The organism is Clostridium aestuarii (assembly GCF_026735135.1).
Lineage (GTDB): Bacteria > Bacillota > Clostridia > Clostridiales > Clostridiaceae > Clostridium_H > Clostridium_H aestuarii.
The window spans coordinates 232,978-253,753 of record NZ_JAPQER010000004.1 but is presented as its reverse complement, the minus strand read 5'-3'; the positions used below and the strand labels follow the sequence as shown (position 1 = coordinate 253,753).

General features: G+C 29.1%; 13 protein-coding genes. 2 read left to right on the top strand and 11 right to left on the bottom strand.

Annotated elements, in window-relative coordinates; genetic code table 11:
• Window positions 1–26 precede the first annotated feature (26 nt).
• From ileS to OW763_RS11595, 5 genes are all read right to left on the bottom strand, one after another.
• Window positions 27–3,137: an isoleucine--tRNA ligase gene (gene ileS, locus OW763_RS11615; protein ID WP_268041307.1), complete on the bottom strand. Its 3,111-nt coding sequence runs from the start codon at window positions 3,135–3,137 to the stop codon at window positions 27–29.
• Window positions 3,138–3,972: 835 nt separating this feature from the next.
• Window positions 3,973–4,566: a type II toxin-antitoxin system PemK/MazF family toxin gene (locus OW763_RS11610; RefSeq protein WP_268041306.1), complete on the bottom strand. Its 594-nt coding sequence runs from the start codon at window positions 4,564–4,566 to the stop codon at window positions 3,973–3,975.
• A gap of 89 nt (window positions 4,567–4,655) precedes the next feature.
• Window positions 4,656–5,012, bottom strand: coding sequence for a C-GCAxxG-C-C family (seleno)protein (locus tag OW763_RS11605; protein WP_268041305.1), 357 nt, complete (start codon window positions 5,010–5,012; stop codon window positions 4,656–4,658).
• 19 nt (window positions 5,013–5,031) lie between these two features.
• Window positions 5,032–5,973 (bottom strand): CPBP family intramembrane glutamic endopeptidase, encoded by a 942-nt coding sequence (locus OW763_RS11600; protein WP_268041304.1) that lies wholly within the window; start codon window positions 5,971–5,973, stop codon window positions 5,032–5,034.
• Window positions 5,974–6,245: 272 nt separating this feature from the next.
• A complete protein-coding gene (locus tag OW763_RS11595) occupies window positions 6,246–8,840 on the bottom strand; it encodes an N-acetylmuramoyl-L-alanine amidase (RefSeq protein ID WP_268041303.1) in 2,595 nt (864 codons plus the stop codon).
• 372 nt (window positions 8,841–9,212) lie between these two features.
• On the opposite strand from OW763_RS11595, the gene OW763_RS11590 reads away from it, so the two are divergent.
• On the top strand, window positions 9,213–9,857 hold the full coding sequence (locus OW763_RS11590; protein WP_268041302.1) for an MBL fold metallo-hydrolase: 645 nt from the start codon (window positions 9,213–9,215) through the stop codon (window positions 9,855–9,857).
• A gap of 114 nt (window positions 9,858–9,971) precedes the next feature.
• On the opposite strand, the gene nrdG is transcribed toward OW763_RS11590, so the two are convergent.
• Together nrdG and OW763_RS11580 are read right to left on the bottom strand one after the other, a co-directional pair.
• Window positions 9,972–10,472: an anaerobic ribonucleoside-triphosphate reductase activating protein gene (nrdG, locus tag OW763_RS11585; protein ID WP_268041301.1), complete on the bottom strand. Its 501-nt coding sequence runs from the start codon at window positions 10,470–10,472 to the stop codon at window positions 9,972–9,974.
• A 150-nt stretch (window positions 10,473–10,622) separates the two neighbouring features.
• Window positions 10,623–12,752, bottom strand: coding sequence for an anaerobic ribonucleoside triphosphate reductase (locus OW763_RS11580; RefSeq protein WP_268041300.1), 2,130 nt, complete (start codon window positions 12,750–12,752; stop codon window positions 10,623–10,625).
• A gap of 255 nt (window positions 12,753–13,007) precedes the next feature.
• On the opposite strand from OW763_RS11580, the gene OW763_RS11575 reads away from it, so the two are divergent.
• On the top strand, window positions 13,008–13,526 hold the full coding sequence (locus OW763_RS11575; RefSeq protein WP_268041299.1) for a ferritin family protein: 519 nt from the start codon (window positions 13,008–13,010) through the stop codon (window positions 13,524–13,526).
• Window positions 13,527–13,582: 56 nt separating this feature from the next.
• Here OW763_RS11575 and OW763_RS11570 read toward each other — a convergent pair whose 3' ends face one another.
• From OW763_RS11570 to OW763_RS11555, 4 genes are all read right to left on the bottom strand, one after another.
• Window positions 13,583–14,959 (bottom strand): peptidoglycan-binding protein, encoded by a 1,377-nt coding sequence (locus tag OW763_RS11570; RefSeq protein WP_268041298.1) that lies wholly within the window; start codon window positions 14,957–14,959, stop codon window positions 13,583–13,585.
• Between the two features lie 139 nt (window positions 14,960–15,098).
• Window positions 15,099–16,409 (bottom strand): sensor histidine kinase, encoded by a 1,311-nt coding sequence (locus tag OW763_RS11565; RefSeq protein ID WP_268041297.1) that lies wholly within the window; start codon window positions 16,407–16,409, stop codon window positions 15,099–15,101.
• Between the two features lie 6 nt (window positions 16,410–16,415).
• Window positions 16,416–17,105 carry a response regulator transcription factor gene (locus OW763_RS11560; RefSeq protein WP_268041296.1) on the bottom strand — a complete coding sequence of 230 codons (690 nt, stop codon included), beginning with the start codon at window positions 17,103–17,105 and terminating at the stop codon, window positions 16,416–16,418.
• 152 nt (window positions 17,106–17,257) lie between these two features.
• Window positions 17,258–20,692 (bottom strand): S8 family serine peptidase, encoded by a 3,435-nt coding sequence (locus OW763_RS11555; RefSeq protein ID WP_268041348.1) that lies wholly within the window; start codon window positions 20,690–20,692, stop codon window positions 17,258–17,260.
• Window positions 20,693–20,776 lie beyond the last annotated feature (84 nt).

The window sequence follows — 20,776 nt, the reverse complement described above, 5'->3', positions numbered from 1 at the left end:
GTTATAAAGCATTCTATATTAAATCATTATTTAATTACTTCAACAGCCATTTTAATTTGTTCACCATTTATCTTGAAGTCATCATATTCTCTGTCTAAGTCATAAGCTACTTCAAGAGATAATGTTTCTTTCTTAATATGTTCTTCGAATTTTTTAATTACATCTTTAAGTATTTCATTACCTGCAACGTAAAGTTTTATATTATCTGCAACTTCAAATCCACTTTCTTTTCTTAGATTTTGAATTTTGCTTAAAATTTCACGTACATATCCTTCTTCTTTTAGTTTTTCTGTTATATGAGTATCTAAAACAACTCCAACTTCACCTTCTCCTGCAAATGCAAACCCTTCAAGCCCTTGCATTGTTACAAGTAGATTATCTTTATTAAGTTCTATTTCTGTATCTTGAACATTTATAGTTACAGCTTCTCCATTATTTACAGTTTGAGCTAATTCCATTTGATTCATTTCATTTATAGCTTTTCTTATTGCTGGAATAAGCTTTCCATAAGCTCTACCTAATACAGGTAAATTTGGTTTTATTTCAAAGTTAACATACTTTGAGAGGTCAGCACCAAATTCAACTTTTTTAATATTAAGTTCATCTCTTATTATATCTCCATAATATTCTGGAAGAGATTTTGTACTAATAAGCATTTCTAAAAGAGGCTGTCTGTTCTTTATGTTAGCTGAGTTTCTAGCGCTACGTCCTAATTTAACTATTTTATATGCTAAATCCATTTCTCTTTCAAGCTCAGAATCTATAGCTGAAGCATCATATTGAGGCCACATACATAAATGAATACTTTCAATAGCATTTTTATCTAAGTTCACTACTAAGTTTTTATATATTTCTTCTGTCATAAATGGTACAAATGGTGCTGCAACTTTAACAACTGTTGTAAGTACTCTGTAAAGCGTTGTATATGAACCAATCTTGTCATTTGTAAGTTCTGCTGACCAAAATCTTGATCTATTACGTCTTACATACCAGTTTGAAAGTTCATCAACAAAGTCTTGTAATTCAAGCGCTGCTTGAGTTATTCTGTAATTGTCTAAATGTTCTTCTACATCTTTAATCAATGTATTAAGCTTAGACATTATCCATTTATCCATTACATTTTCAGATACAAAGTCCTTATATTCTAGTGGATTAAATTTATCTAAATCAGCATATAAAACATAGAATGAATATACATTCCATAATGTACTTAAGAATTTTCTTTGAGTATCTCTTACATCATCTTCTGAAAATCTTGTTGGAAGCCATGGTGCACTAGCAGTGTAGAAGTGCCATCTTGTAGCATCTGCTCCCTCATTTTCAAGAACCTCAAATGGATCTACTACATTTCCTTTTGATTTTGACATTTTAAGTCCATGTTTATCAAGAACATGACCTAAAACTATGCAGTTTTCATATGAACTTCTACCAAATAATGATGTAGATACTGCAAGTAATGTATAGAACCATCCTCTTGTTTGGTCTACCGCTTCTGATATAAACTGTGCTGGGAAAGTTTTATCAAAAACTTCTTTATTTTCAAATGGGTAATGATGTTGCGCAAATGGCATTGAACCCGAATCAAACCAGCAGTCTATAACTTCCCTTGTTCTAGTCATTTCTTTTCCACAATGTGGACAAGTTAAATTCACATTATCTATATATGGTTTATGAAGTTCTATTCCATCTGGAACATTTATTCCTTTTTCTTTAAGTTCTTGAATACTTCCTATACACTCTCTGTGCCCACATTCACATTCCCATATTGGAAGTGGTGTTCCCCAATATCTATCTCTTGATATACCCCAATCAATAACATTTTCAACAAATTTACCAAATCTTCCTGTTCTTATGTTATCTGGATACCAATTTATACTATTATTATTTGCAACAAGTTGATCTCTAAGTGATGTCATTCTTACAAACCAGCTATCCTTTGGATAGTAAAGAAGTGGTGTATTACATCTCCAGCAATGTGGATATGAATGAGTAAACTTCTCTGATTTATAAAGCATTCCTTTTTCTTTCATATATTCAAGTATTTTAGGATCTGCTTTTTTAACAAACATTCCTTTCCATGGTTCAACTGAATCTACAAATTTACCTTCCAAATCAACTAAATTAATAAGAGGTAAGTTATTTTTCTTTCCTGTTTGAGCATCATCTTCACCATAAGCTGGTGCTGTATGTACAATTCCTGTACCATCAGTAAGAGTTACATAATCTCCATGTACTACATAGAATGCTTTTTGCTCAGGAACTTCAAATTTAAATAACTGTTCGTATTCAGTTCCAAGAAGATCTTCTCCTTTGAACTCTCTTACTACTTCATATTCGCCTTCTAATACCTTGTCAACAAGTTCCTTTGCAAGTATTAAGTATTCTCCATTATTTAATACTTCTACATAATCATATGCTTTGTTAATTGTTAGACATACGTTACTTGGTAATGTCCAAGGAGTTGTCGTCCATGCAAGTATATATTTATTCTCTTCGCCTTTTACTTTAAACTTAACAAAAGCAGTTGCTTCTTTTACATCTTTGTATCCTTGTGCAACCTCATGTGAAGATAAAGCAGTTCCACATCTTGGACAATAAGGTGTTACTCTGTGTCCTTTGTATAAAAGGTCTTTTTCCCACATTTGTTTTAATGCCCACCAAACTGATTCTATATAATTATTTTCGTAAGTTATATATGGATTATCCATATCAACCCAGAAACCTAACTGTTCAGACATTTGTTTCCAAAGACTAGTATATTTAAATACACTTTCCTTACATTCTTTTACAAATTTTTCCACACCATATTCTTCAATTTGAGGTTTACCTGAGATTCCAAGTTTCTTTTCAATTTCAAGTTCTACAGGAAGTCCATGAGTATCCCAACCTGCTTTTCTTAAAACTTTATATCCCTTCATAACCTTATATCTTGGAATAAGATCCTTCATAACTCTAGTAAGAATGTGTCCTACATGAGGTTTACCATTTGCTGTTGGAGGTCCATCATAAAAAGTAAAGTATTCACCATCTTGATTTCTATCAAAGCTTTTTTGAATAACATTTTCTTCATTCCAAAATTTAGCAATATTTTTTTCCATATCTACAAAACTTGTAGATGCTTCTACTTTTTTATACATATTTTTATCTCCTTTGCTATAAAATAAAATTTAAAAGTTGAAAGTTAATCAAACTTACAAACTAAATCTCTATTTGGTGTATTTATTATTGACTTTAATTAGCATTATTAACATTTATACTGTTTTTTATAATTTTTGCATATAATTTTTGCATATAATTTTTGCATATAATTTTTGCATATAATTTTTAATTATAAGCTTTTACCATTGTATTAATACTAAAAAAGCTCCGTCCATAAGGACGCAGCTACCTAAACCACCTATGTGAAACTTCAAGTACTATTATACTCTATTCCTTAACGCGAAATCACGGATAAGCTTACTTGTATAAAAGACCTTTCAGCTTTCAGCTCCCAGGGGATTTTCTTCTAATCTTAGCTATGGATTCCCAGCATTCTCCACTCTCTTTAAACATACAATTAAAATACTTTTCCTGTTCTTAGCTTTTTAATTCACTTTTAAAATTCAACTTATTATCGATTTTTATGCAAACAAATATTTTTAATTAATATTTAGCTACAAAGTTTGTTTAATAATTTCTATTATATTATAACAAATTTTTATTGTCAATTTATGTTTGTAAAATTTACTCATATATTACTATAAAAAAAAGACTGGCTATAACCAATCTTTTCATTATATTATACTATGCTATATAATCTCCCAGCCTATGCTAGGTATGTTAATAATCATAACTTTATAATATGAAATATAATCTCCTAATCTAAATTAGGTATGTATAACTAACAACATTTAGATTTTATCATTAATCTTTAATTAAATCAATATATTTTCGTTTATTTTTTACTTAATTCTATTTAATTTTTATATCTTATTACAATTTCAATGAAATTTTGAGTTTATTATCTAAAAGCTTCATAAATTTATCATCTACTGTTGCAATATGTCTACCTAATCTTGCCTTTGAAACAACTTTTATTTGTTCACCTAAAATTGTTCCCTTAATTTGATTTACTTCTCCTTCTTCTAGTTTATAATCGTTTTCTCTAAGTTCTATGTGTACCGCTATTTTCTTGGGTCTATTTGATATAGGTGCAATAATTGTTGTAGGTGATTTTCTATTTCCTGTATCATTTTGAATTACTATAACTGGTCTTATTTTATTTTCTTCTGACCCTACATTTTGTCCTAATTCACACGTCCAAATTTCTCCCCTTCTAGGAATAATATTGGTTCTGCTTTTTACGTTATTATTCATTTTCATCTGATCATTCACCCAAGTTACATAATTATAAATTCGTCTAATATTATATGCTTTTTTCTGTACCTCTTTAGTTTCATCATTTTCTTTTAGTTTTTCAACAATAATATTATTATACTGCTCTACTAACCCCTGTATATCTTTCTTACTATTATTAATATATTTTTCAAGTTCTTTATAAGTCATATTATTAATTTTGCCTTTCATATAATATCCCCCTCTACATAACATACCACCATTTTTTCTATAATAACTTTTTATATATTTTTATTTTCTTGTTTATTTCCCACATATACCTAAATATATTCATTTAAAATATTATACGCATAATTTACAATTTCCTTGCATGAAACCCCTTTCCTTTTTAATTCTTTACATTCAAGAGTTCCATATTTTTCTTTAATATTTTTTAATATTTCCTTTGAAGAGCTTCTTGCTTCATTAGGTTCCATATAAGTTTCTCTCCCTTTTATAGCCCCTAAAGCTATTATTGCTCCTGCAATAGCTCCACAAGTACTTCCCACAGACATACCACTACCAAAAGGTGTACCTACACTTACTGGTATATTTAACTTTTTCTCTTCATTAACTGCTTTTATTACTGCTTCTGCACAATTATATCCTTCTTCAAAAAATTTTACAGCATCAGACATAATAAAATTCCTCCTTTGTTTATTTTTTATATATTTGCATCAGTTGTCCTACTATAATAAAAACATATAGAACAATAGTTATATATGCTGGTGCATTCATAACTTTTACACTTTTTCTTTCTTGTGATACTTTTATTCCTTTAATTCCATGTATTTTAACAAGTTTCTGTATCAAAAGTATTATAATCCCCATACATATTATTGCTAAAATTAAATAAATAGATATAACATTTATTTTTTCAATCATAGTAAAAGAATCTAATCCTGCTTTTTGTGCTGCCTTAATCTCTTCATTTGAACCTTTGCTTGCCAATTTAATTAATTCTGGCAACAGTAATTGTGTACCATTAATAGTAAGATGACATACCATTGATGAAAAAATCGAATCTGTTATTCTAACTAAATATGCAAATATTATTCCCAAAGCAAAAGCATATAAAAATTGATTCCCATCCATATGGAGTATACCAAAAAACAATCCAGTCATCACAGCAGCCGTTTTTATATTGACATTATCGTATCCTGCTAAAACAACTCCTCTCATTGTTATTTCCTCACAAATAGCAGGAGTAACTGCAATTATTCCCACTCTAATAATAAAAGGTATATTATTTAATGCAGCAACCACTTCACTTATTCTATTAGGAAAAACAAACTGGGTTATTAACGATAAAAATGCTGCCACAGGCATCCCTAAAAGTCCTATTAAAACAACTATCAATATAGTTTTCATTCCTATTTTTTTCAATCTAAGAGTTTGTACAACCGAACGTTTAGTTATGATAAAATAAATTATTGTAGGTAACAATAATAAAATAAATTGAGGTAATACAATCCTATATGGAAGTGATAAATTTAACTTATTAAAAATAGGCATAAGAAGTCTCCCCCCTAATGCGTATAAAATCAATAAGACCATTGCAAATGAATTGGATTGAAAAATTCTTTTGCTAGTATTCATAAATCCACCTCTTTCTTATAGTTAACATATACTAATTTCCAGGTATAAGTAATTATAGTTTTTTCATAGTAATAATCATTTAATTACAACTTATATTATAAAAGTAATTTCATTGATAACTATATATTGTTATTTGTATAAAACTTAAAATTAAGTTAATTTATGTATATAAAATATACGTAATCATTAAAATTATATACTATTTAAAATAATAAAGGAAGAGATAGAATATTACAATACTTTTGTAACACTCTTATCTCTTCCACTTATCTTTATTTTTCTACAGTTTTTAAAATTCCTCTTGCAATTGCCTCAGCACATTTTTGTTGGTAACTTGAAGTGTTTAACATTTTTTCCTTTTCAGGATTACTTATAAATTCTAATTCAACAAGAGCTGACGGTGCGTTTGTATATTTAGTTACATATATCCCTCTGGGTTTTAATCCTCTATCATTATTTCCTGTTGCAGTTATCATTTCATCTTGTATGTTTCTAGCCAATGGTATTCCATCTGTTTTATCTCTATAATACAGTACTTCCGTTCCTGTAATTTGTCTATTATTTGTACTATTAGCATGAATAGATACAAAATAATCTACATTTGAAGTGTTCGCTATAGAACATCGCTTTTTTAACTCAGCGCTCTTATCAGCTGGCCAAGGAGTATTATCACTAGTTCTAGTAAACACAACATCCAATCCATTCTTAACAAGAATATCTCCAAGTTTTAAACTTACCCCTAAAGCTACATCTTTTTCCTTAATTCCCGTTGTTCCTACAGCTCCTGAATCATATCCACCATGCCCAGGATCAATACATATTTTATATTTTTTATTTGAACTATTAGAACCAACTATTGCAACTAATGTTACTGTCTTATTATAACCTTTAACTCTTCCTGGAATAACATAAGTTCCTAACTTACTGGTATCTATATTATTCACTGCCCAAACAACATCTGTTTTAACATTTCTATTTCCACTAGTTAAAGCATCAACCTTTTTAGGTAATAAATATTCTTGTCCCTTAAGCAAATTAACCGTAATATCTTGTACCGAATTAATAGATACATCTGTACTGGTAGAAGAATTAAGATTATTTATTATACCATCAGCTATAGCTTTAGCACACTTATCTTGGTATGATTCACTATTAAGAAGTTTTTCTTCCTGTGAATTTGTTAAAAATCCTAGGTATATAAACATTCCTGTTCCTTCAAGATTTTTTAATGTTCTTAAGTCCCTTCCTTGTATACCTCTATCTCTTGCTCCAGTATTTTTAATAAGTTCACTTTGTATATCATTTGCAAGTTGTTTACTTATATTATCGTTGTTTAAATAATAAGCTTGTACTCCTGTAGCAGAAGGATTTTGGGTAGATTGCAAACAATGTATGCTTATGAACAAATCAGCATCTCCATCATTTGCTATTTTATCTCTCATTTCTATATCTCTATCTTTAGACCATGGCATAGAATCACTTTTTCTTGTATAAATAACCTTGTAACCTTTTTCTTCTAATATTTTTCCAGCCTTAAGCCCAACCTTCAAATTAATATCTTTTTCCTTTACACCAGTTACTCCTGTTACACCTATATAGCTACCTCCTCGTGCAGAATCAATACAAATTACTTTTTGTTTTGGATCAATAGGCTTTTGTGCACTACTATCATCTGATACTATTATCGTTAAACTAACTTTATCATCATATCCGTTTATAGTTCCTTTATATGTATAAGTACCTGCCTTGGAAGTATTTATATAATTTTTGTCCCATTTTACACTTACATTTTTATTTGTATTATCATTCATCACAGCAGTCACTGCATGTGGAAAATTATATTTTTCACCTTTAAATAATAAAACGGTTTTATCTTTTATATCTTTTATGTACCTCTCTCTTTTTACATCTAAATATTTTAGTACTAAATTTGCTATAGCCTCTGCACTATTCTTTTTAAACTCTTCACTATTTAAAACTTTTTCTTCAGTTGGATTAGTTATAAACCCTAAATCTAAATAAACTGCTGTAGCATTTACTTTACTTAGTGTTTTAAATCTGCTGCTCATTATCCCTCTGTTTCTAAGCCCAGTTTTACTCACTAAGTCATTTTGGATATAAGAAGCTAGTTTCTTGGATTCCGAATCATTTTCTAAATAATAAGTTTCTATTCCATTTGCATCTTTAGAATTTGAGGAATTACAATGAATACTTACTAACACATCAGCATTAGCATCATTAACTATCTTACTTCTAGCTTCAATACTATCATCCTTACTCCATGAAACATAATCCGTTTTTCTAGTATAAACAACTTTAACACCATTACTTTCCAATATTTTTCCTGCTTTAATTGCAACATCCAAATTAATATCCTTACCTTTTATTCCAGAAGGTCCAACTTCAGCTCCAATATCATTTCCAGCACGTCCTGCATCTAATACAACTACATTTTCTTTAGATGATACTGGTTTTTCAACCTTAGATTTTATGGTAAATTTCATTTTAACGGGTTTTAACATTGTTTTACCCTTTTTAGATTTAATGTCTTGTCTTATTATCAACATATAAGTTTTGCCATACTCATAATGATATACAGGTGAAACAGATATTGTTCTACTGTCCTTATAACCAACTTTGATTTTAACATTATTATTTTCATCATCTAATACTATAATATTATCTTGTCCTAATACAGAATTTCTATCTATATCTTCATTAAATTCTATATCCCATACCTTATCTATATCTATATTAAATTTACTTTGCATTTGATTATATGTAATCCCAAATGCCTTTAAATTAGACATTCCTCCAATAAACAACATCATAACCATAAATATTACAATTCTTTTTACACACCTCAAAGTATCTCCCCCTAAACTCACTATCCATATCTTTATTTTATTTTACATGGATAAACATTGCAATAATTTTAGTATTATTTTTTAATATTATTAAACTTTGCCTTTAATCTATATTATTTCCTCATATATTAATACGACAAAAATACATAAACGTTCTATTTATTTAAAAATTTCATTCTATTTTTTAACATTTATTATTGTAAATATATGTTTATATACATATTTATATATTTTTATTAATATTTTTCATATTATTATATCACACTATATACATAATAATGTTTACAATAAAGTTAATTTTTGATTATCTATAATAAAAGTTTCTACTGTTTATAATAATGATATAATATTTATAAAAAAGGAGTGAATTATATGGAAATAACGTGGCTTGGTCATGCATCTTTTTTAATTGAAGATTCAAAAGGAAGAAAAATTTTAACTGATCCATATGACAATTCTATTGGATATAAAATTTTTGAAGGCAAAGCTGATGTAGTAACTATAAGTCATCATCATTTTGATCATGATTATATAAAAAATATTAAAGGTAATCCAGAAATTTTAGATAAAGTTGGTCTGTTTTATGCATGTGATATACCTATTGAAGGTATTCCTTCTTATCACGACCATTCAAAAGGTACTAAACGAGGAGAAAATATAATTTTTGTATTAGAAATTGACGGATATAAGATTTGTCATTTGGGTGATTTAGGACATGAACTTTCCGTTGAAGATATAAACAAAATAGGCGATATAGATGTGCTACTTATTCCTATAGGAGGAATTTATACAATAGATGCAAAAGAAGCCTCTATTGTATCAAACGCTATTAATAGTCATATAATCATACCAATGCATTATAAAGTCCCTTCTCTATCTTTTGATTTAAATAAAATTGAAGATTTTATAGAAACCATGGAAAATACTGAAAGACTGAACAGTAGTACCTTAAAAATCGAAGGAAAACTTAAAGATAGAAATAAAGTTAAGATTTTAGAACCTCAAAATGCAATCTAATAAAAATATTTTTAATATCAACATATGAATAGGCATGTGAAATTGCTTTTGAATAACACATAATTAATTATGTGTTATTCAAAAGCAATTTCACATGCCATCTTATAATCCTTATTATTCATTAAATTCAATAATTTTTCCAGATTTCAAGCTTTTTTGTACATTTATAACTCTTTGGTTGCTAGATCCTGCATATTTAGGTGCGTTTTCTGTTAAATTTTTTTCAAATCTTCCGTCCACAATTACATCTACATATTTTAATAATTCTAACTTATCGTTATCTTTACTTCCTAACATTTTATCGAAGGTATAACCTGTATAACACCAGAGGCTTAGTCCTTGTTCTTTTATATTTTGTGCAAGAAATATAAGTGCTTTTGCTTGTTCAAATGGTTCTCCTCCAGAAAACGTTACTCCTTTTATTAAAGGTATATTATGCTTTATTCTATCCATTATTTCATTTATTTCTACTTTATCACCATAATCAAAAGCTTGCATCTCTTTATTATGACATCCTTCACAATTATGATTACAACCTGAAACAAAAATAACACTCCTAAGACCTTTTCCATTTACCATAGAGTTATCTAAAAAACCTGCAACTTGTAATTTCATAATTTCACCTCCACTACTATATCTTTTAAACGATTAAGATTTAAAAATTTTTTCTATAGAATTTAAAAACTTATATTTTATCTATAAAAAATTATTGAACAACAAAAATATTTTTATTGTTCAATAATTTAGCTTACTTAATTAATATTCTTATTCACTGTCTACCTCATATATATTAATATGTTTTTCATCATTATGAGATGTTCTATCTGAACGTTCCGCAACTTTTCCTGCACCAAATCTTTCATCTAATGAAAGATATCCTGTAACTCTAGAAATCCCTTGAATATTAACACTTCCACACTTAGGACATTTTAGGTCTGATACTTCTATTGTTTCTCCACATTCTTTACAATATTTCATGTGAAAATTAACACCTATATAACTTATATTTGTATTCTTATATGCATAATCTATTATAGCTTTAACAGATTCTTGTTCTGGATATCCATCCATTTCTATATAAGTTATATGTCCTCCATTACATATCTTATGAAAAGGTGCTTCTATATCTATTTTATCTTTAATAGATATTTTATAACATACAGGTACATGATAACTATTAGTATAATAGTCTTTATCTGTAACTCCTTTTATTTTTCCAAATACTTTTTGATCTTGAAGAACAAACTTACCTGAAAGTCCTTCTGCTGGAGTTGCATAACAGCTCCAATTTAATTTATCTATTTCTTTATACTTATCACAAAACTCTCGTATATGAGATACTATTTTTATACCTAATTCATAAGCCTCTTTACTTTCTCCATGGTGTTTGCCTACCAATGCAGTTAATGTTTCTGCAACACCAATGAATCCAATTGCCCAAGTTCCTTGTCTTAAAATAGGTTCTATAGAATCATTTAAACCTAAATTTTCAGCACCACGCATTAATTTTTCTCCTGCTACAAAAGGTAAATCCTTAACCTTTAATCTTTTAAGAACTTGATATCTATGTAGTAAAGCTTCGCGTGTTAAATCTAATCTACTATTTAGTAATGAAAAGAATTTATCTATATTTCCTTTAGCTAATATTCCTAGACGAGGTAAATTAATTGTAGTAGGTGCTATATTCCCACGTCCGCCTGGACCTGCTTCACCATTTACATTTGACATTGTATATGTTCTACATCCCATAGTTGCCCCAATAATCCCTTTGTCATAGTATTCTTTATTAAAGTCTGCATCTAAGTTCATAAACATAGGATTCATTCTTTTACTCGCAACTCTACAAGCAAGTTCATATAAATAATAATACGGATCTTTTTCTTCTCTATTTACTCCATTTTTAACTCTAAATATAATATTAGGGAATATAGGCTGTTCTCCTTTTCCAAGACCTTTTCTATACTCTTCCAGGAATATCCTACATACCATAGCAGCATCTTCACTTCTTGGAATTCCTAAATTAATCGAACTAAAAGGCACCTGACTTCCTGCTCTAGAATGCATAGTATTTAAATTATATACTATTCCCTGCATTGATTGATGAACTATTTTTTCCAGTTTATTCTCAACTAATTTTTCAATTTCTTTATTAGTACCACTTAAAATCTCTTCGTATTCTTTTCTTATTTCAACTCTTGTCATGCTTACAAATTCAGCCATATCGTTATCAAAATCTACATGAGATTGACCACCGAACATATCATTTTGAGTACTTTGAAGTAATATACAGGATAATTCTGCAGCAGATTCTATTCTCTTTGCTGGAAGAATTGTTCCATATCCAGTATTAAATCCTTTTTTTAGTATTTTACCTGTTTCTATGTTCAAACAGTTAGTAGTTAAATTATATGAATCTAAATCATGATAATACAAATCTCCATTTTCATGAAGCTTAGCTAGCTTTTTAGGCATCATAGATAAATTATGCCACTTATTAGATTCACTAGCGATTCTAAGAAGCTTAGCACTAAAATTATTACCTACATTAGCATTATCTCTATCCGTTTCAACGCCTATGTTTTCTATAGCTTTCATTAAACCTGATTTTTTCTCTCTAATCTTAGTTCTTTCATTTCTATAATTAGAATATGTTCTTCCTATAGTTTCATATCCAGTATTCATCAAAGTATTTTCTACAATGTTTTGTATTTCTTCTACTGTTATTTTTTCATATCTTTCATTTTCAATTTGTTCTATTACTCTTTGAGTAAGTTCAATAGCTTCGCTTTCTTTTAAATTAAAAGCTATTTCATCCGCTGCTCCCTTAATAGCATTGGTAATCTTAATAGAATCAATTTGCACTTCACGGCCATCTCTTTTTACAACATATAGCATTTATTTATACCTCCACCCACAACATATTGTACTGACATATTATACCCCAGAAAAAATTTTATATCAATTTTTAAATTACCTATATAAAATTACTAATCCTTATTTGATTTATCATACTTCTTTTTATTACGTTTTTTATACTAATAGCAATGTTGACATGAATATTTGTTTTATTGCATTTTATTGAATTTGTGTTAAAATTATTAATTTTCGAATAAATTATTACTATAAACATATTTAAACGGAGGTGTATATATGAGTTATACAACTGAAGGACAGCCTCAAGGTTATTCTTACTTCTATACAAATAAAATAAGAGAAGCTATGATAAGTGAAATTATAGCAATAAATGGTTATGCTTATCATATTGCTCACTCAAACATAAAAGACATTAATGAAGTATGGCATCATATTATGGAAGATGAAAAAAGACATTATGGTATGTTTTTAGAACTACTTAGAAAATATGATCCTGTTCAATTTAAAAAATTTTTAGGAGCTTCAGACCATGTAAAATTCAGTAAGAAAGCAGAACCGCTAAATGTATATGGAAAATATTCTGAAGGACTTACATTAAACTTCATAAGAAATGATATAAAAGGTGAACTTGAAGCTGTGATTTTATATGAGCAAAACGCTTTAGAGGCACCATATAAGGATATAAAACAAACTTATTATGAAATTATAGCCGATGAAAAAGAACATGCTGAAGAATTAACATTAGTACTTATGCACTATGATAAAGATAGCTATGGACCTATTGAAAATAAATAAAAGTGCATTGCACTTTTATTTATTTTAGTTTAGTCATTTCATTAACCGTCTCTTTATCAGTCTCGAGGATATTTTATTATAGGCACACACATATTAGGATATGGTGGAGGTGGTACAAAAGTTCCTGTTTTTTTCACTTTTTCTATTTTTTCTTTTCCCCTTTCTATTATTGTGCGTTTAAGTTCTTCTCCTCTAAGTTCTGCTATTCCAGTTACCCCTACATATACATCAGAAATTTTATACCATGTAGTATAATTCACAGCACCTGTTGGAGCTAGATAAAATATTTTTTGGAATTGAGTTACTGATTTTTTAGTTTGTTCTCCATATATTCCATCTACAATAGCTTTAGAAATTGCTGGATAATTATCTGCAATTCTATTCAAATATCTTTGTACTGTTCTGACCGGCTGTCCACTAGAACCTAGTTTTAAAACGTATCCTGGATATGACATAGGAATTCCAGATACTTTTTTAGCAGTTGTTAATTCTAAATTTGGTCCATAAAAATTAGTTAGTATTCCATATGGCACTTCACCCTTATCACCTAAATATTTACTTCCCCATTGCGTAAGCCATCCTGGACACTGAACTTGTACTCCATCACAATATTGGGCAAGTAATGGTTGTTTTCTCCCTGGTCTTTTCATATATGTTGAGAATATATTATCTACTATTCTACTTATATTTGAATAAATATTTCTTCCATAAGAAAAAGCATGGTCAAATGCTGTGGAATTAGTTATATCGAAATTTTTACCTTTTCCTCTATACCATTCTGTATATATCCTGTTTAATGTAAATGAAATAATACAATATACATTTGCTCTAATTGTAGTTTCTGGCCATGTAGCAAAGATTTCTGAACTAGCCACATTTTTGATATAATCATTATATTTTACAGTATAATTAGGTGCTGATGGGTCATTTGGTCCTCCTGCATGAACTACAATAAATTCCGGCACTACCGGTTCTGCCAAAACTACTCCCCCTGTTGGCTCTGGCAAAGGTTTATTTGGATCTTCTGGTATCTTTGCGGGATAATCTCCTACAAGCCTATTCGGTGCAACAACTATTATTTCTTTTTCAGTAACCTGCCTTTCAGGCATTATTGGAGCTAATCTACATTCCTGAACAGCTAAAGAATCAGGATATATTTGACAACCTTTTACAATTATATCTCTATATCCTTTAACTTTTACATCTATATCGCAAAAACTATATGGAAGTTGTTCTGATGGTTTCATTGAATTGTCTATAGGCGGTGCTTCTAATTCTATTTCTTCTGTAGCACCTGAAGAATCAGTACTAACCAACTGCCTTACTTGTCTACTGCTATCTTTCTTTTCTTGTTTAACTATTATCTCAGCACCTTCAATTGGAACGTACGTATCCTCACTAAAAGCTTTAATTTGTACTCTGCCTTTAGCCATTTTCATTCTCCTTAATAAAATTGCTTCACTAATAATAATATGAAATAAAAATATAAAAAGTGATTATTAAACAAAGCCTTTATATTAAAAATATAACATTTATTTTAAACTTAGCTTTATATATTGTAAAAAACATCATTTATTTAGAGATTATAAAATAAAATTCAGTAAATTCATTAACATAACTCTCAACACCATATTTAAAATTATGTAGTTCCAATATTTCTTTACATATAGGTAATCCTAGTCCCATACCTCCACTTTTTGAATTTTTATAGTATCTATCCCAGATATCATTAATCATATCCTTTTCTATACCTATTCCGTAATCTTTAACAGAAATTTTTACACCGTCAGATACATTTAAAGATATTATTTCTACTTTTCCGTTTTCATTACTAAATTTTATAGCATTGTCTATAAGATTATGTAAAACTCTAAAGAGCATGTTAGAATCAGCAGTTACATCTAAATTTATTGAATTTAAAACTAATTTAACATTTTTCTTCTCTGCTAAAGATGTAAAATTATTCTTACATTTCTCTAAAAAATCTTTTAAATTAAAAGTTAATAAATCAGGTTTTAGTTTTCCATCTTGAAGTTTAGAAAGCTTTAAAATATCTATTACTATTAAATTTAATTTATCAGTCTGTTTAATTATGTCATCAGAGTATTCTACTGATTTTTGTTCATCAACTAATCCATCCCTTATTACTTCAGCCAAGTTTCTTATTATACTTAGAGGCGTTTTAAAATCATGAGAAACATTAGCTATGAATTCTCTTTGAAGAGTAGATTTTTTTTCTAATTTCTGTGACATATCATTAAGGCTTAAAGAAAGTTCCTCTATTTCATCTTTGGTATTTACGTTTAAGTCCACTTTGAAATTACCATCAGCTATTTTTTTAGAAGCTGATTGCAGTTTTAATATAGGTTTTGTAATCTTACTACCAAAATAAGAAATTAAAGGTACAGATACTATTACAGATAATAAAAATACAAAAATTAATGTTAAATATATTGCTTTTAAATATTCAGATGAATCTTTGTTATCCTTAAAAACCACAATATTTCCCATATCTGTTTTTAGTCTATAATATATATACTTATCTCCTCTAGGATTGCTAATTATACCTTTTTCTTTTAAATCACTTAAGTAATGTTTTCCAATATTACTCAACATTCCTCTTTTTCCCTTAGTTAAAGGAACTACTGAGTTATTTGTAACTAATACAGCGTTTATTTCCATATTTTCATAAAAAGAATCATTTTTAATTGAATCATATATTTGTTCAGAAGCTACTTTCAAATTTCTATACTGCTGATTCATATAAAATCTAGATAAAAAAATATTATTTACAATAAAACTTACAGAAACTACACTCATCATTATAACTAAAAAATATTTTATAAGTTTTGCTGTTATTTTGCTTTTCTTTTTTATTAACATACTCTTTTATCTCCCTGTTTTTTTACTCTTTAATTCTAGTTTATAACCAACACCCCAAACAGTTTTTAAGTTTTTACTGGAAAACTTAATTTTTTCTCTTAATTTTTTAACATGCGTATCTACCGTTCTAGTATCTCCTATAAAATCATAACCCCAAACCTTATCCAAAAGCTGATCTCTTTTAAATACCTGATTTGCATTCTTCAATAAAAAAATAAAAAGATCAAATTCTTTAGGGGTTAAATTTATTACCTTATTATCTTCTGTAATAGTTCTATTTTCTTCTTCTATAATAAGATTATCCATAATTACTTTATTTTCATTTTTTGTCACCTTACTATTAAGCCTTAAATTAACTCTAAGAACAAGTTCTCTCATACTCAAAGGCTTAACCATATAATCATCTGCTCCTAATTCCAGTCCAAATATTCTATCATCTTCTTCTCCTCTTGCAGTAGTTAAGATAACAGATATATCTGCATGGTTAGCTTTTATACTTCTCAAAAGAGACCAGCCATCCTTTTTAGGCATCATAACATCCAATATAACCAAATCATAAAAATCACTTTCTATTTTGTCTTCTCCTTCTTCTCCATCATAAGCAAAATCGAGTTCATATCCTTCTTTTGTCAAGTAAAGAGCCATAACTTCTGATAATTGTCTTTCGTCCTCTATGATTAATATTTTCCCTTTCATATTGCTTTTCTCCCCTTTTAAATTATAAGCTTCACTGTATAAGAATATTGAGGCGCAATATTCTATTAATATAATATTATCATAAATTATTATGGACATAATAGAGATAAACATATACCACTTGTCTTTAATTAGTATATGTTTATCTCTATTTATCTTATTTCTTTAAATACCCCTTCTAAATCCAGAAGTCCATATCCCCAATTTCTATTAGGATACATATCTCCTTTTCGCTGTCTAGCTCCTCTTATAAGGTAAGTTTTTACCTTTGTAGAATAAAGTGTAGGATCATTTCCATCTACTATTCCCCATTGTAATATCAAAGCAACCGCTCCTGCCGTTACTGCTGCAGACGCGCTACTTCCAGATACTATGGTAGTGCCTCCACCTACTGCAGTTGTTAAAACATTCACCCCACCTGCTGCAATATCAGGCTTTATTCTTTTATCTCTGGTAAATCCTCTTCCTGATCTACTAACAACTGCATCTGTACTTTGATTATAATATGCACAGGATATAGCCCCTTTACTTGTAGAAGGTATAGTTAATGTTATATTCTGAGAAGGAGCTAAAAATTTAGTACCCTCCTTTAACAGTTGTCTTTGCGGAATCCATGCATCATATCTTCCATCCACTATAAAATCACCTATCAATTTAAATTTCCAAATTCCTCCTCTAATATTAGTTATTGATATTTTTATTAGTTCATCTCCTGTAATTTCTTCTGGTAAAAAATATCTAATAATTATAATACTACCTTCAAAAACAAGCTTTATTATTTCTTCTTCTCCAAGTTTCGCTGGAATCTTATCTATAACTTCTCCAGATGGTGATATTATTCCAATTGAAACTTTATCAGGTTTGCTGCACCATATTTCAAAATTTAAATTTCTTTGCATCGGATCAACTTGCATTTCTATTATTTTTTCTTCTCCTATTCTCTGAAATTCCCCTGACGCATGGATATCTGCATCTCCTTCATTACCACAGCATGTAACTACTACAACTCCTCTAGTTCTTGATATTTCATCTATATATCTTTCTAATATAGAACTTCCATCATGAGCTCCTTTATTAGTTCCAAGTGGTATATAAATAACCATAGGCTTTCTTAAGCTTCTTGCTATATTATATAAATACTTAACTGCTAAAGTAATTTCAGAACTACAATATGTCGGCACCTTTGCTTCATTCATTCCTTCACTTAATAAAGCATTTTTCTTAGCTTCTTTTAATTTTACAACGGCAAATTCACAATCTGGAGCAGCTCCTATAATGTCAGGGTTTATTCCTCTAGCACCTATTATTCCCGTCATACTAGTTCCATGCCCATTTTCATCTTTACTGTTTACTATTAAATAAGGATTTTCTCCTTTTTTATTAGCCTTAATAGCTTTATTTATCTCCTGTCTTGAGTATTCCTTTCCAAAACCAAAGCCTTCAGGGCCCGTTTCTTCTTTAATAGTTTGATCCCATATATTCACTATTCTAGTAGTATCATCTTCATACATAAACTCTTTATTCAAATAATCTATTCCTGTATCAACTATTCCAACCAATACTCCCTGTCCTCTTAAAGTAAGAATAGGATTATCTTGAAATTTTGATATATTAGCCGCATCTATAGGTGATACCTGATTTAATGTATATATTGTTGGTTCTTCTACATAAACTATTTCTTTTGTTCTCTGAAAAAATTCAATTGCTTTATCATTTTCAATGGTAACAACAGCATATCTTTCATCTAATATTAAAATACACCCCGCCATACCAGTTACAGTTGAAAGTATATCTCCTTCATACTCTATTATATAGCTTCCATATCCTTCATTTTGAAAATACTTACTGCACTCTTGTCTCATATATTTTTTCATACCCTGAATATGTCTATTTCTAGTAGCCAACTCAATTCCCCCTCTCACACATAACTTCCCATATCCCCATATTGGACCTGGATACAAAACATCTTCTCTTTCTCTTTTTGCACCCTTTAGCATAAAATATTTTAATCTATCTCCATACATGTATGGATCATTACTTAAAACCATTCCCCATTCCATCAATAAAGCAGCTGCTCCTGCTCCCTGTGGAGCAGCCATTGAAGTTCCAGATAGTCTGTCATATCTACCTCCAGGTATACTTGATTCTATATTTTCTCCTGGAGCCATTACATCAGGTTTATCTCCATTTCTTTTTCCTCTACCAGAAAAGCTTGATACTGAGTTTGTTTGGTAATTATAACTTCCAACAGATATGGCATTTTTAACTGTAGCTGGAATTCCTAATGTATTAAAAGGATCTGGATTTAAAAATTTTGTCTCCTTATTTAATCCCTCTGATATAGGCATCCACATATCATATCTTCCCTGCGTCTCCCCTGTTGAATACAGCACTATGGTCCATGTTCCAGCAGTTAAAAAACCTGTATCTACATTTAAACTCACTATAATTTCTCCATTAATATCAAATGGCTTAGGTCCACTATTATAAATAAAATATCTATTTAATCCTATTTTTCCTTCATAGTATTTACCTATTTTTAAAGGTATCACTCCACTTGTAAATCCTTCAGGACTTTTTATTTCTATACTTATATCAGTTAAAAAATCTTTATATATCTGCAACACCAAACTATCTTCATCACTTGCCATATTCATTGTAATTTTTTGTTTTTGTTTTAGAAAATCGCTTGCATGATGAGCAACTGCACCTTCATTTCCCGCTGCAATTACAAAGCTTATTCTTTCTAAACTACATATAGTTTGTATATATTGTTCAAGTAAACTGCTCCCATTATGAGCACCATTGTTTGTACTGAAGCTTAAGCTTATAACTAAAAATTGATTTAATTCTTTACTTTTATTTATTAAAAAGCGTATTCCCCTCATAAGCTGTGTACTTTTAGCATAATTAACTTTTCCTGTTCCTGTCATCTTAACCATGGCAATACTAGATTTATAAGCAGTTCCATAGTACTTTTTGTTTATATTTCCTCCAGCGCAAGCAATTCCAGCAACATGGGTTCCATGTCCTAAAAAATCTCTTTGAGGTACTATGCTATAAGGATTGTTGGATTTCAACGCCCTGTTTATATCGTTTTTATCCCATACCTGTCCTCCTAAAGAAAGATCGTATATATATTCTATTCTTGTATTTCCTTCTTCATCTTTAAAAGCAGGATGAAGATAATCTATACCTGAGTCAATAAATCCCACCAATACCCCTTTGCCTGTAATCCCATATAAATTCCATACTTCAGCTGCACAAATTTCCTTATTGCTACTTAAATCCGAAGTATACAACGTCTTTGGAAGTTCTATATATTGTATTTCATCAATAGCTGCAATCTTAGATATATTGTCTGCATCAACAGTAACTATTCCATATCCAAACCCTAAGTTTTCAAAAACCCCTCCAATATCCTCTACTTTCTTTTTAACAATAATATCTCTATCACCAAATAAAATAATTAATTCTATTTTACCCTTGAAAACATCTTCATTTTGAGAAAATTGTGATATTTTTGATTTAATATTACTAGGCACATTGAAAAGTAAATTTAATAGTCCATCCCTATTTTCCGTAATATAACCTCCTAAAATTAATCCATTATTAATATTTATGATTAAACTTATATAAATATAAAAAACTCAAAACTTTTTTCAAAGTTT

Coding starts and splice junctions, on each gene's coding strand:
- ileS (WP_268041307.1), bottom strand. CDS start 3,137: ATGTATAAAAAAGTAGAAGCATCTACAAGTTTTGTAGATATGGAAAAA.
- OW763_RS11590 (WP_268041302.1), top strand. CDS start 9,213: ATGGAAATAACGTGGCTTGGTCATGCATCTTTTTTAATTGAAGATTCA.
- OW763_RS11610 (WP_268041306.1), bottom strand. CDS start 4,566: ATGAAAGGCAAAATTAATAATATGACTTATAAAGAACTTGAAAAATAT.
- OW763_RS11565 (WP_268041297.1), bottom strand. CDS start 16,409: ATGTTAATAAAAAAGAAAAGCAAAATAACAGCAAAACTTATAAAATAT.
- OW763_RS11575 (WP_268041299.1), top strand. CDS start 13,008: ATGAGTTATACAACTGAAGGACAGCCTCAAGGTTATTCTTACTTCTAT.
- OW763_RS11580 (WP_268041300.1), bottom strand. CDS start 12,752: ATGCTATATGTTGTAAAAAGAGATGGCCGTGAAGTGCAAATTGATTCT.
- OW763_RS11560 (WP_268041296.1), bottom strand. CDS start 17,105: ATGAAAGGGAAAATATTAATCATAGAGGACGAAAGACAATTATCAGAA.
- OW763_RS11600 (WP_268041304.1), bottom strand. CDS start 5,973: ATGAATACTAGCAAAAGAATTTTTCAATCCAATTCATTTGCAATGGTC.
- OW763_RS11570 (WP_268041298.1), bottom strand. CDS start 14,959: ATGGCTAAAGGCAGAGTACAAATTAAAGCTTTTAGTGAGGATACGTAC.
- OW763_RS11605 (WP_268041305.1), bottom strand. CDS start 5,012: ATGTCTGATGCTGTAAAATTTTTTGAAGAAGGATATAATTGTGCAGAA.
- nrdG (WP_268041301.1), bottom strand. CDS start 10,472: ATGAAATTACAAGTTGCAGGTTTTTTAGATAACTCTATGGTAAATGGA.